The organism is Sphingobacterium faecale, from assembly GCF_016746095.1.
In the GTDB taxonomy this organism is placed as follows: Bacteria; Bacteroidota; Bacteroidia; order Sphingobacteriales; family Sphingobacteriaceae; genus Sphingobacterium; species Sphingobacterium faecale.
Window position 1 is genome coordinate 618,963 of sequence record NZ_JAERTY010000002.1, and the last position, 13,360, is coordinate 632,322.

Annotated in this window: 12 protein-coding genes and 1 rRNA gene; 9 read left to right on the top strand and 4 right to left on the bottom strand. The window is 42.9% G+C overall.

Features of this window, described 5'->3' with window-relative positions:
* Positions 1-19: 19 nt before the first annotated feature.
* Positions 20-595, bottom strand: coding sequence for a hypothetical protein (locus tag JKG61_RS05565; protein ID WP_202101980.1), 576 nt, complete (start codon positions 593-595; stop codon positions 20-22).
* An 856-nt stretch (positions 596-1,451) separates the two neighbouring features.
* Here JKG61_RS05565 and JKG61_RS05570 point away from each other — a divergent pair.
* The 3 genes from JKG61_RS05570 to JKG61_RS05580 are packed head-to-tail and all read left to right on the top strand — an operon-like array spanning position 1,452 to position 6,918.
* Positions 1,452-2,318, top strand: a complete 867-nt coding sequence (locus tag JKG61_RS05570; protein WP_202101981.1) for a TlpA family protein disulfide reductase — start codon at positions 1,452-1,454, stop codon at positions 2,316-2,318.
* Positions 2,315-5,521 (top strand): SusC/RagA family TonB-linked outer membrane protein, encoded by a 3,207-nt coding sequence (locus JKG61_RS05575; RefSeq protein WP_202101982.1) that lies wholly within the window; start codon positions 2,315-2,317, stop codon positions 5,519-5,521. The genes JKG61_RS05570 and JKG61_RS05575 overlap by 4 nt, the downstream gene beginning before the upstream one ends.
* An 11-nt stretch (positions 5,522-5,532) precedes the next feature.
* A complete protein-coding gene (locus JKG61_RS05580) occupies positions 5,533-6,918 on the top strand; it encodes a RagB/SusD family nutrient uptake outer membrane protein (RefSeq protein WP_202101983.1) in 1,386 nt (461 codons plus the stop codon).
* Positions 6,919-6,977: 59 nt separating this feature from the next.
* Here the strand turns inward: JKG61_RS05580 and JKG61_RS05585 are convergent, their stop codons facing one another.
* Both JKG61_RS05585 and JKG61_RS05590 read right to left on the bottom strand, forming a co-directional pair.
* On the bottom strand, positions 6,978-7,448 hold the full coding sequence (locus JKG61_RS05585; RefSeq protein WP_202101984.1) for a hypothetical protein: 471 nt from the start codon (positions 7,446-7,448) through the stop codon (positions 6,978-6,980).
* A gap of 554 nt (positions 7,449-8,002) precedes the next feature.
* Complete coding sequence (locus JKG61_RS05590) at positions 8,003-8,986, bottom strand: helix-turn-helix domain-containing protein (RefSeq protein WP_202101985.1); 984 nt, start codon at positions 8,984-8,986, stop codon at positions 8,003-8,005.
* 32 nt (positions 8,987-9,018) lie between these two features.
* On the opposite strand from JKG61_RS05590, the gene JKG61_RS05595 reads away from it, so the two are divergent.
* From JKG61_RS05595 to JKG61_RS05615, 5 genes are all read left to right on the top strand, one after another.
* Positions 9,019-9,189 (top strand): hypothetical protein, encoded by a 171-nt coding sequence (locus JKG61_RS05595; RefSeq protein ID WP_202101986.1) that lies wholly within the window; start codon positions 9,019-9,021, stop codon positions 9,187-9,189.
* Between the two features lie 408 nt (positions 9,190-9,597).
* A complete protein-coding gene (locus JKG61_RS05600) occupies positions 9,598-9,981 on the top strand; it encodes a hypothetical protein (protein ID WP_202101848.1) in 384 nt (127 codons plus the stop codon).
* A 1,072-nt stretch (positions 9,982-11,053) separates the two neighbouring features.
* Positions 11,054-11,314, top strand: a complete 261-nt coding sequence (locus tag JKG61_RS23260; RefSeq protein ID WP_394371072.1) for a fibronectin type III domain-containing protein — start codon at positions 11,054-11,056, stop codon at positions 11,312-11,314.
* A gap of 205 nt (positions 11,315-11,519) precedes the next feature.
* Positions 11,520-11,957: a DUF5675 family protein gene (locus tag JKG61_RS05610; RefSeq protein ID WP_202101988.1), complete on the top strand. Its 438-nt coding sequence runs from the start codon at positions 11,520-11,522 to the stop codon at positions 11,955-11,957.
* A gap of 90 nt (positions 11,958-12,047) precedes the next feature.
* A complete protein-coding gene (locus JKG61_RS05615) occupies positions 12,048-12,242 on the top strand; it encodes a hypothetical protein (RefSeq protein WP_202101989.1) in 195 nt (64 codons plus the stop codon).
* A 291-nt stretch (positions 12,243-12,533) separates the two neighbouring features.
* Here the strand turns inward: JKG61_RS05615 and JKG61_RS05620 are convergent, their stop codons facing one another.
* Positions 12,534-12,713, bottom strand: a complete 180-nt coding sequence (locus tag JKG61_RS05620) for a hypothetical protein (RefSeq protein WP_202101990.1) — start codon at positions 12,711-12,713, stop codon at positions 12,534-12,536.
* Between the two features lie 532 nt (positions 12,714-13,245).
* Here JKG61_RS05620 and JKG61_RS05625 point away from each other — a divergent pair.
* A 16S ribosomal RNA gene (locus JKG61_RS05625) occupies positions 13,246-13,360 on the top strand; the annotation flags it as partial.

Genomic DNA, 13,360 nt, shown 5'->3' on the forward strand with positions numbered 1-13,360 from the left:
TTTTAGTTTATAATTGACCTTACTTTTTAACCTCTTTTGGTTTTCTTCTGGAGTTTGCTCCTTTGTTTATGTCTCGCTGTTTTTGTAGGAGTACCTCATACTCATCATCTGAATTCAGCTTTATGTCTGAAAAGAACATGTCACAGAAGAAACCGATTTCTTTACCACTAGCTATCTCTAACTTTGTTATTTCATCAATTTTAATCTTTCGGTCATCAGTACTAAAAATATCATCTAAACGTTTTGAGGTAAGGCCTGTAGCTTCTACCAGTTTTTTCTTGGGGAAAACTTCATAATGATAGTTATTTGTGAAGTAGATGCCCAGTGAAGTTAGGCTACTACCTTTCTCTACTTGTTTAACATTGTGAAAATATGTTTCGCCAAATATTTTATTAAGAAATTCCTGATGATTCTCTTTGAACAATAATTTTAGTAATATAAATTGTGTGCATAAAAATCTGTTATGATTTTTAGAGAGAATGTTGCTAATTGTTGACGCAGGAATGCCTGTTCTAGCATGTATTTCGATAGAGCTTATTTCATCTTTCTTAATCTTATCTTTTAAGTAGTCAGCTAAATTATTTTTCCAGCACATTTTAAAATATAGTTTTGGTTTTTCAAAAAGTGTTTGTATATTTGTCTAACAATCAGTTCGCTGATTGAGTCTCGTCTAGTGAAACCAGCAATTTTAAAAGACGCGAGGCCCTTAGGAGCATATTCCCAATTTTGTATATCTTTGTACAATCTATGGGATAGGCTTCTACTGGAACCCGTGTCGGCCCTTGCTGGTGCCAACTAGGCGGGGGAAGGTAGAAGCCTATCCTTTTTATTAGCTCTATTTTTCCTCAGCGAGACTCTTAAATGTGTAACCAAATTTTATAAACTATGACGACACAAGAGTCTTCCATTGCCAATGTACAGCACACGACCAAAGGTCGAGGTTGCTACCCAGCGCTACGCGTACTGATAAAGAACAAATGCTGTCCGCCCGAATAGTGCAATACGATATTAAAACCAATAAAGGGGTATATAGACCATAGTCTATAATCTAATACGTATTAAGGGCCTGAATGGTCAATAATCAGTATTTCTCTTTTGGTTTTTCCGACTTGTACAGATATGAATCCGGTACAGGACAGACGTGTTTTCCACATATATGGACTTAAGCAATCTAAAAGTAAGGATAATATCAATGTCTTCCAAGGATACGAATCAAAATAATATAGATTTTCTATAAGTAAGCAAGTCGGTTTTTATTCATGCGCAGATGAGGCGTCACCAATTATTAGACCCTTATGAAATAACCCAATAATCCTCGTCTGCCTTTCAACATTATTTTATTAACCGTGTGGCTTGGCTAAAGGCTGTATAGTTTTTAGACCCGTTAGACTCCTCTGCGTTCCGCTCAGGGGGACGGGATAATATTAGGTCACATCAAAAATAACCGAAAAATGAACAATTTTTTAAGGGGTGGGAGAGGTATGGCCGTTGGCCAGAGCCGTGTCCGACTACTGGCGGATGACAAAGTAACACAGTTACAGAGTGACAAAGACCTTTCTAGTCGCCTGATAATCGTAAAGATGAAATTGCCTTGTAGGCGTGTAGACCTCTCTGTTCCGCTGTGCTCCAATCGAGGTGACGCAATGGGAGGGCTTGTAGCTTACAGCCTAAAGCTTATAGCTTTAATATTCTGTGTGTTGTTTAGTTGGCTTTCGGTTACTCCTGCTCAAGGGCAGGAGGCCGTAAGGTCTGTCAAATACGTACAGCCCGAGGAAGGAAGTATAACGCCTTTGTATATAGGAGACACTATTCCTGAAGTATTCTGGAATTATAAAATGCCTATTTACTTGGATACCCTAGGTCGTGACTCCGTTTGTCTGGCCGATTTTCGTGGAGATAGTAAGGTTCTGATCATTGACTTCTGGCCTACATGGTGCGGCCCCTGTATAGAATCTGTATTGAAGTTAGATAGTATTACGCGCAATAAAGGCTACAAGAATGTTCAGTTCATTTCGCTCTGTGTGATGGAATCCGAAGAGCGTTTAGAAGCATTTATTGAGCGGTCTAAATTTGGAGTGACCTCTTTATTTGACTTTTCCTATTTAGCTAATCGGATGCTAGCTCGTTATAAAGAAAAGCTAGGGATACTTATGATTAAAGACGGTAACCTGTGGGGAGCTCCAGACGGACGAACATTGACAGTTGAAAACTTAGATCGTATCGAGCAGGGTAAATGGGAAGACCTGACAATAACTTTTATGCCTGAGCGTGATAAGATTAGGTTGTCCAAAGAAGTTAGAAAGGAGCATGCTCAATGAGACGACTACTAAATTACGGAATATTGCTAAGTATGTTGTTTTCGGTGTTTTTTGGCTATGGACAGCAAAATATACAGCTCCAGCTCTTATCCGTTCAAGATTCTCTTCCTATTGTGGGTGCCACAGCGTCTTCTTCTGTTATAAAAGAAAGACAGTCTAATAGTCAGGGGATAGTTGTTTTCGATAAAACACTGGTTGGGCAGCAGCTAAAGATTAAACATATCGGCTTTCATGAAAAGGCCTACATTATTTCAGCATCACAAAAGCAGATTGTTTACCTATCAGCGCGTGAAGGCTCTATTGAAACGGTCGATGTAGTGAGTACCGGTTATTTTTCTGCTCCGAAAGAACGCCTTTCAGGTAGTTTCGTCCATATCGATAATAAGTTGCTCAATCGTAGCAGTTCGACCAATCTATTGGACCGCTTGGAAGGTATTACCAATGGTTTACAGTTTGACCGGGGGAATCTGACAGGCGAAGACATTAATGGTAATCCTACCTTACGGGTCCGTGGCTCTTCGACCTTGGTGTCCGATGCCAGGCCACTGGTCATTGTGGACGATTTCCCATTTGATGGGGATCTGCGGAGTATCGATCCCAATGAAGTGGAGTCGGTGACTATTCTGAAAGACGCTTCGGCAGCCTCTATCTGGGGAGCACGGGCAGGAAATGGGGTACTTGTCATTAATATGAAGAAAGGGAGCTACCAAGGTAAACTGGACGCTACTTTTAACAGTACCCTACGGGTAACGGCTAAGCCTGATTTATTCTACAGCCAATCGGTACTTCTTCCGGAAACGGTAATGGAATTCCAGGAAGCCCTGTTTGATAAGAAAGCTTATCCCGAAACCAATATAACCCGTATGCCTGTTTACGTGGAACTCTTGATCAAGAAAAGGGATGGTAAGATAACGGAAGAGGAGTTCGAAGCTACCAAACAGCTGTACTTAAACAGTGATATCCGTGCGGATGCCAGCGAATATCTGTACCGGCCTGCAGTGCAGCAGCAGTATAGTCTTGGGCTACGGGGAGGGGAGAATAACTTACGCTACAGTCTATCAGCCGGCTACGATAAGCAACAGGCCAATATTATCGGTCAGCATTCCAGCCGGCGCAACCTGGCTCTGAATATGGGGCTGAGGTTATTTAAGGGGATGGAGCTGGAGGGAATAGTACGGTATAATGCACAAAATGCACGTACCAATTCTTTTAATCGGGCAGCACTGGAAAACTCCAACATCTATCTGCCATTGATCGATGTAGCCAGGAATAGCCTTGCCGTACCTATTGCTTTTTCTGAATTGCGTTACAGCTACCAGGAACAGGCCCGATCCTTAGGTCTACTGGATTGGATGTACAGGCCTTTAGACGAGCCGAAGGAAACCAGATTTGATAATAACACGAACATTACAACCCTAGGTTTTACGGCTAATTACCAGACCCCGATCGGTATCAAGCTACGGACTACCTATTATTACAGCCGCCATCAACAAGCACGGGAGCTATATTACTCAGCGAAGAGCTATTATGCGCGTGATCTGGTCAATAAGTATACCCAAGCCGATATGAGCAAAATAATCCCCGAAGGAGGGGTGCTAAGTACAGAGTTTCCTAGAGGGACCCGGTCCCATTCCTTACGCTTCCAGGCGGACTATTCGAAAGTCTGGGCAAGAAATCTGCGTTTGGATGCGCTGGCCGGATTTGAAGGAGCCGATCAGGTAGCTAGTGGGATGGGGGCCGTGAATCTATATGGCTATGATCCCGAAACGGAACAGGGAACAGAATACTACAGTTTTGGACGGACCGCCTACATTACCCGACCCATGAATAGAAAAACACCTATCCCCTTAAACTATCCGGGTATTAGTCCTACGGTACAGAGAGACTTAAGTCTATTCAGCAATTTTGGTTTGTCCTGGCAAGAACAGTATGTACTCAACGGTAGCTTGCGGTGGGACGGAAGTAATCTGCTCGGGGTGAAAACCAATGCCCGTGGAGTGGCGCTCTGGTCTACAGGTATTGCCTGGAATATGCATAAGGCCGGCTTTTACAATTCAGAAGCGCTGGACCTACTTAAACTTCGGCTAAGCTATGGTAGCGCCGGCAATATTGATAAATCACAGGGACACTTGCCTGTGATCACAAAGCGTTCAAGCACGACATCGGGGGTGCCATTTGCCGAATTAAATACACCCGGAAATCCGAGTCTGCGCTGGGAGCAGGTAAATACCTTCAATGCCGGAATTGACTGGTCGCTACGGCATGGGCTTTTCTCGGGTTCTATCGAATATTATAGCAAGCAGGCAAAGCATTTATTAAACTCTATAGCCATTGATCCTACCATTGGTGTATCTGCTGGTTTTATGATGAACTATGCCAATATGCATAATCAAGGAGTGGATGTAAGCTTGCAAAACAGTTTCAAGGTCGGCAAACTGAATATCAATAATTACATGCTTTTAAATTATACAACAAATAAAGTGACGAAGGTGAACAGTGCTCCTTTGGATTTTACATCCTATTATATGATGTATAACTATTTTACCAAAGGGGAGTCACGGGATGTATTATTCAGCTACCCCTGGTATGGCTTAAATCCAGAGAACGGTCTCCCGATAATGCAATTGCCTGATGGCTCGATGACGGAGGATGCGAAAACCTATATTGACAGTTTTACATTTGAAGATTTAATCCGGTCCGGTGTAAAGATAGCTCCTTTTTATGGTTCCTATCGTTTGGGAGTGCGTTACAAAGGATTTCAAGCGAGTACACTCATATTATTTAAATTTGATTACTTCACCCGTCGCAAGTCCTATGTGCCGGGGCGGGAACATGAGATACAGGGGCATATTGACTACCATATGGATTATTATAAACGCTGGAAGAAGCCAGGTGATGAGTTAAGCACCAGCGTGCCTGCGACACCATCTAAATATGATTCTTCGATAAAAGATGCATATGTTTTTTCCGAAGCTTTAATTACGCCATTGGATCAAATAGCGCTGCGAGATATTAACCTTTCCTATGCTTTTGGAGGAAATTGGATGAATAGGCTAGGGGTAAAGGGGCTGGAATTATCGACCAGTTTACAGAATGTGGGGATTATGTGGAAAAAGAATAAGGTCGGATTGCATCCCGAATACCCCAATACAACCTATCCTGCAGGAAGACAGTTTTACCTAGGGTTACGTGTAAACTTATAAAGATTTGAAAGATGAATAAGATATTTTTAGTATTGATTGTACTATTTCTACAAGCTTGTAGCTCGGGCTTTCTAGATGTCAAACCCAGTAAACAGACCATTGTACCCGTGACTTTGGAGGATTATGGAATGCTACTGGACAATGAAAATGTGTTAGGAAGGAGTGGTCCCGTGACTTTAAACTTTATCGGGTCGGATGAATACTATCTGAAGGATGCAATTTATTCATCATTACCCACACAAGCCCCTAATCTATTTCAAAAGCAGGCCTATACATGGGAAAAGGAAATCTATACAGGGGCCGAACTCCGTACCGATTGGTCGGAGGCTTATGAAGCCATTTTACGCTGTTACGTGGTATTGGATGGATTGGAAAAACTCTCGGTCGCTGCTGATCAACAGGAGCGTTTTAAGGAAATCAAAGGCGCTGCTCTGTTTATTCGGGCAAACAATTACTACAATTTAGCACAGGTGTATTGCGAGGTCTATGATCCGCAGACAGCTGCAAAAAAGCTGGGCTTACCATTGCGAAAGACGGCTGATCCGACCCTAAATATACAGCGAGCTACTGTAGCAGAAACTTATGGGGTTATGGTTTCCGATTTGTTGGAAGCTCTGGAATTACTTCCGCCAAAACGTGTTCACGTGACGATGATCGAGCCCACACAGCAAGCTGTGCATGCTTTGCTGACCCGTATCTATATGCAACAAGGGAATTATAAATTAGCTGCCAAACACGCGGAGGCTTGTCTGCAGATTGATGGTACACTATTGGATTATGCGGACTTAGATACAGATGCTGCGGTCGCATTTCCTTTGTGGGGTTATGGTAATTCAGAAATTTTATTTTATAATAGTATTGTGTCCATGTATGTTTATCAACAGGCGCGGATGAATGTATCGGAAGAATTTCTGGATTTATATAAGGACGGGGATTTACGTAAAAAGCTGTTTTTTACGCTTTCTGGTGGATCTGTAGTATTTAAAGGAACCTATTCCGGTCGTGAAGGTGGATGGTTTTCGGGTCTGGCGCGGGACGAGGTCTATTTAAACCTAGCGGAAGCGCTAATACGAATTGGAAAACTTGAGGAATCGAAATTTTATCTAAATAGCTTACGAAGTAAGCGAATACATAAGGATGTGTACATACCCTTTGAAACCAATGACCAGGAAGAACTGTTGCATTTTATCCTGGACGAGCGTAAGCGGGAATTGTATTTTCGTGGGACTCATTGGGAGGATGTCCGCCGTTTGAATAAGGAAGGTCGTTTTCAACGAACTCTAGTTCGAAAAATAGGAGAAGAGATCTATAAATTGGAACCCAATAGCCCAAGATTTGCCTGGCCTATACCGCCTGATGCTATTCGTAATGGAGGGTATACGCAAAATGAACGATGACAGCAAAAGTACAGGAGGGGTAATACCCTCCTATACTTACTCCAATAGCCTGCTGATACTTAAAGAGGTTTCTGCGAATAACCGTCTTGATCAGAATCAACGCCAGGATCATCAGTCACTATAATTACAGCATTCGGATGATTATCCAAAACATCCTGTAGATTGGTGTAGCCCGAAAGGTCGGTATCTATCGGGTTGGCCCCCGAACCTGTAAACCTTAATGCTACCCCACAATAATCGCCAGCGTTGCCACTTTGTGCGCATTCGGTATTGCCCGTTGTAGGAGGGTCACCCGGCATCGGAGCTCCTGTTTTAAAGGTTTGGTCTGATGGACTTGAACTAATTGTCTCATTGAGTTCAAACCAGTACACCTCTTCCACTAGAACCGGTTTTTCCATTGGTTTTACTAAGCTATCTACCTCTGTGTTTAGAAGTTCTCTGTTGTTATTCGCCTGAACATAGAAGAATGTTCCTAAAGCGAAAGCGCCCATTATAATAATTGCTGTTATTTTATTCTTTATAGTTTTCATCTCTTTATGTTTATGATGATCTAAAAAATTATTAATCAAGATGTATCCGTCTGTTGGTCGGTGTACAAACTCTTCGAATTGGGGGCCTGCCAGTCCTGACTTTTTCAGGAGGGTTAGCCCAGTCCCGTATAGAGGGCAAATTTTCTTTTAATGTTTTCAATTTTCATGTCTTATTGTATTTTATTCGTTTATTCAACGGTTTCTACTTCTATGTTGTAAAATGTAGTTTCATACCACATGTTTCGATGGTTATCCTTACTATTATCTCGGCATAAACCCTCTATCCGGAGTGACACTTTATTGTTGGCGGTATCGACCCATTGAATGATACAGCCATACGTTTCGCGGGGTCTGAGAAAATGGATTGTTATTATCAGCGTTAGAAGGCAGACCATGCAAATTTTTGCTGCTAGTAGCTGTCTTTTCATTTTCTGTTCCCTGATCAACATCTTTATTTCTATTTAACTGTTACCTTGCGTCTCGTATCTCCCCACCATAAATCAAAGATAGGACGGGTTTTTCAGATGGATTTCATAGATTTGAACATCTTGATTTCATAGATTTGAACATTTGTATACGCTGGGGCGAATATTGGTCTGGCTAAAGAAAAAGTCCGAAAAGGCACTGATTTGATTAAAACCACAGAAGTAAGCGACATTCGAGACATCGTATTGGAGCAATAGTATCTTGGCTTTGGCTAATAATAATTCATCTCGGTATTGGATCATGGTCTTTTTATTGTATTTCTTAAATATACGGGCCAGTTGTTGATAGCTTAGATTTTGCTTGTTTGGGGGGTGACTAATGTCTCGGATGCTGAATTTTTTATTGACCTGATCTTCGATGTATTGTTTTATGCGTCCGGCCAAAATCTCGCCTTCCTGTAGCTTTTCGTACTGTTCAAACTGCTTGTATTCGGCAATGTCGAATAAGGTATACACCAGCTCCACAGCTCGGCCCTCTTTATCTTTATGATGAGGAAATAGAAAATTCTCGATATGCTGTATCTGTAAGAGTGTCTTTTCGGCTATAGGCCATTGGGCGCTCTGATAGAGGAGCTTTTTGTTCTGCTGCCGCCGCAGGCGGAACTGCATCAGAAAATGGTCATCACGGAATATCTCTTGTCGGATCATCCCGATATCGATCAGTAGCCCATGGATGGTATAGGTACCGGGCTGTAGGGTGATATGAAGTTCGGCCTTGGGGATATGGGCATAGGTGGCCATACCCTGGGTCAGTGTAATCTCCGAAGCATGCGGGCTATCGCGCCTTATACGGATATCTGCGTCCGCCTCCACGGGGTACAGCAGGTGATAATCCGAGCGGCAGCACTCGATCTGTATCTCGCAGGGCTCTAGTACAACGGCCTGCAGCCTGTAGATCAATACCTGACGGTAGTCCACATACTCTTCGATGAGCTGTATGTGCGGCTCATCATAGTAGCCCGTCTCGGAGCCCTCAAGGGGAGGCAGATAATCCTGGAGCGGTTGTTCAAACCGAGATATCTGCTTTAACCGGAATATAAAAGATTTTAACATAATGGTTCATATTCAGTGTTTTAAATAATTATATGCTATATATAAGGGAATCATACGGCGGACTTTCGGTTCCGTATCGGATAATGATGATAGAAAATGAAAAAGGGCAGAGGGGGATTATTGCTTACCTATGCCCCGGTGACATCGAAGGTAAGGGCACGGTTGGCGAATGGATGGTGCATCAGGAAACATACCGCCAATAGATAGTGATAATGGCGGTGTCGTGACCGACTGGGGGGTAATGTCCTGAAATACCTGACCATAGGGTGTATATTGGATAATATAATCGGGAATGAGCTAATAATATAGAGGGATCGGCAACTAACTGGCTATGCTGAATAGCAGGTCTAAGTTACTAAATAGCTGTGATCTTAAAAATGATTTGTATCACTTAATTCGGTAATTGTTGTCACTACTGGTGCTAACTCCAAACTATTTTGATCTTACGGGGTTATGTAGTCATGGGGGGTAGGGTGTCTGTGGGTAAAGCATGTGGATTATGGATGATAGAGAGTGATCTCAACTGATTATAAATCTTATAAAAACTTAAATTTTGTTGTACCGCATAGTAGCTATGGCCGGACTTTGACTGTGCATGTCCTTATGTCATCATGGAAAATATACTCCAGCAACTGGTTATAGAGATCGCCAGAAGCAATGATCTATCAGAAAAGCAGTATGAAACTTTTTTAGTTCAGCAGGCTATCCTTCAGAAGCAGGGGCAGCTGATGGAGCTGCTGCAGCGGCGCTTCGGTATTATGGAAGACCTGATGCTCAAGATGTGTGAGATCCTCGACCGTGATCTACTGTCGTTATTGGACCAGCCGTTGCTGTTCAAGCAGGATGTGATGAAAAAGCTGTGCATATCGGATGCGACCTTTCGCAATTACGTAGCAGATGAGAAGCTCGACCCGATGAAGTTGGGCAAGACAGAATACTTTTTTGCACGGGATCTGGCAAAGCAACTTCTGAAGACCAGGAAGGGGCATCAATAGCGCGCAGATCGCATTTACTATGTAGCGATCGGACGTGGGGTCTATAGGTTCTACCTAAAATAGCATACCTACTGAGATCAGTAGCTACGGTACTGGACTCAGTACGTCCCGTACCGTATACAGTAAGCGAGCTACTGACTACGGTAACTCGCTTACTGTGATCAGTAGCTGCTTTACTGTTTACAGTAGACGGCATACTGCTTACAGTACATCAGCTACTGTAAGCAGTACCTGATGTACTGTGGGCTATACGCTGCGTACTCATTGCAGTAGGTTCCGTACTGATCACAGTACGCGCCGTACTGTAGTTGATGTGTGCTGTACTGTACACGGTACGTGTGCTACTGCATGCTGTAGGGGCGCTACTGTATTCAGTACGGTGTGTACTGAATACAGTCTGCGTCTGTTTTCTTCATTTTAATGTGTTCCGGGGTGTATTCCTAGAATTTTGATTAGCGCGAATTAGCGCAGGTTATAACAATTGCGTGCCTAAGATTTATTATGCGCTAATACACGCTAACGCTTTCATTTAGGGTGTTTTGTGATGCTATGTTTGTGGTGTTCAAAGTAATCTCGCGAGGAAAATGAACGTGGTATAAGTATGAATCGATCTGGGAATGAGCTAAACAGTCATCAGGTGAAGTAACTATTAGCTTGACATGATGACTGGATAACAAGATAACCCGATCACAAATCGACTGGAATGGCTACAAAAATGAAAGCACTGATCGGATTTGGTGGTATGCTGGATGATCAACTATTGATGGCGGCAACAACAATTCTGGCTGCTATGACGGGAAATGCAAATTTTCCTACGCCAACACCTGCTCTGGAAGATGTACAGGATCTGTTGGATGATTTTTCGACAAAACTGGCTGCAGCACGCAAGCGTGGATCGCCAGAGGATACAGCGATAAAGGATGAAAGTATCCCTGCACTGGTATCTATTTTACAGAAACTGGGGTATTATGTCAACTCGGTGGCGGATGGGAAGCTATCGGTGCTGTTGAGCTCGGGTTTCCCAACCAATGCACCGGCTACGACATCGCTGGCTCCTTTTGCAGTACAGGATGTGCGGCTGTCGGATACGAACCAGTCAGGACAGGCTCGGTTGAATTTTGTGAAACAGCCTAGAGTGCGGGTTTATGAGTACTGCTATCGCAGAGTTGGGACTCCTGAAGAACCATGGAGCGACCGTATCACCACGACCTCTTCACGAAATAATATCATTGCTCCCTTAGAGCCGGGACATTATTATGAAGTGCGCGTGCGTGCTGTCAACAGCAAAGGTGCCGGCGACTGGAGCAATACAGCAAGGTTGTTGGTAAGGTAGCTCATAGCCGCAAGGCCTAGTCCTTTTCCCTTGATAGAAAAGGACCAAAAGATCAAGGCTTGGATGGTTACGCTAAAAACAACCTTGAAGTCCTAAACAGCTCGGAGCCGTTTCTCTTTTTCGATCTGTTTAAACGGACTTACAATACTGTTTTCTATACGCGTAACCCTCCTAGGCCAAGGTGTAAATCAATAAACGCAATGTCATGCATATAGAAGTTAAACGCATCAAACAGGGGAATAACAGTACCCTATCTGAGATCTATATCGATGGGGAGTTTTTTTGCTATGGATTGGAGGATCTGGTACGGGATGTCAAGATAAAAGGATCGACGGCGATACCTGCCGGTAGCTATAAGCTGGGGTTGAATACCTATGGGGCGATGAATGCACGCTACAAACGTAAGTTCCCGGAGGTGCACCGCGGTATGGTCGAGATCAGGGATGTCCCGAATTTTAAGTACGTCTATATCCATATCGGCAACTATTTTTCCGATACCGAAGGGTGCCTGCTGATCGGCGAATACTTTAAGCTGTACGATGGCGATTATGCCGTATATGAGTCGACTAAGGCTTACAGGATGTTGTATCAGTTGGTGGTAGAGGCGATAGGTAGGGGGGAAGCAGTAATTGGTATCGAGTAACCAGTGAACGAGTTATCTGGTTTTTCAAGATAACAGGTTAACATGATAACCCCGATAAAAAATCGGGACAGGCACGATAACATTAAAAATATGAACAAAATAATCAAAAAAATAAGCCAGGCGGTACAGGTGTTGCTGCTGGCTCCGATCAGATTGCCAGGGAAGGCATTGAATATTATTAAATATGTGGCTGTGGGGCTGGGAATATTGGAGGCGGTGACTAGGAAGGAAGTTAACGAGTTATCGAGTGACCAAGTTAACGAGAGTGACGAAGAAAAAGGCTAGTGCGCATAGTCACGATGCAGTGTCCCGTTTCATCAGGAAGCGTATTGCAGAGGAGTCGAATGGGTCTATGGATTAAAAAGAGGGTGAATAAATAGTTTCTCTTGGTATAGCTCCTCGATGTTTATCTTCGATGAGCTCTGTTCTGTCAGTTCAACTCCGCGGTGTTCCGCCCAACATGAGGGTATTAATGAAGGAAAGTGGTAAGGTGTGACAGTTGGTCTTGTTAACAAGATAACTCGATCACAAGATAACAACAAGACAATGAAACTAAACGAAATTCGCACAGGCACACTAGGAGGCACGTTGTGCTCTATCTGCAGCTCTTTTAGTATAGGAGATGTGGTGCAGACCATAGTTTTGGCTGTAATAGGTACGTTGGTGTCTTATAGCGTAAGTTGCTTGCTCCAAAAAGTGAAGAGGAGATAGATTTTTATGGTAATAAACAGAAAGAACGCCTATGACTACCCCCATAGGCGTATTTTATTATTTTTATCGTTCGCATTTTCAGTGGTTTAAGGTTTGTATTAAAGAATTGTTATTTTATCATTTTGAAATATGGTTTTAAAGTTCCTATCTTTGCACCACTCCGCGAGGGAGGGACGGTTTGAAAATTAAAAATCCAAAGGTAAAAGTTAAAAAATCTGAGAAGGTTCTTTAGTTTTTTGAAAAAGGGAAAAGTGCTCCGGAAATTATTTTAAAATAAAATTTGGAGGTTAGAAAAAGATTCCTACCTTTGCAGTCCCAACGGAAACGAAGGGCGGCCGCCGCAGGGGAGGCCGGAAAAAAAAATGACAAGTCACATCTCCGGATGTCGGTAATAAAAGCAGAAGCGCGATGCGGATGCGGACAAAGTTCTTTAAGGAAATGATCATGTAACGTAACGAGTAGTGTTGAGAAACAGCGAAAGTTAAAAAAACTCAACCTGTCAGTCATAGAATCAGAAATTATTTAAATAAAGACAATTCTATTTTTTATAAATAGTCTTGATCTTACACTTCATTTTACTATGGAGAGTTTGATCCTGGCTCAGGATGAACGCTAGCGGCAGGCCTAATACATGCAAGTCGAACGGGATCCATTTTTAGCTTGCTAGGAATGGTGAGAGTGGCGCACGGGTG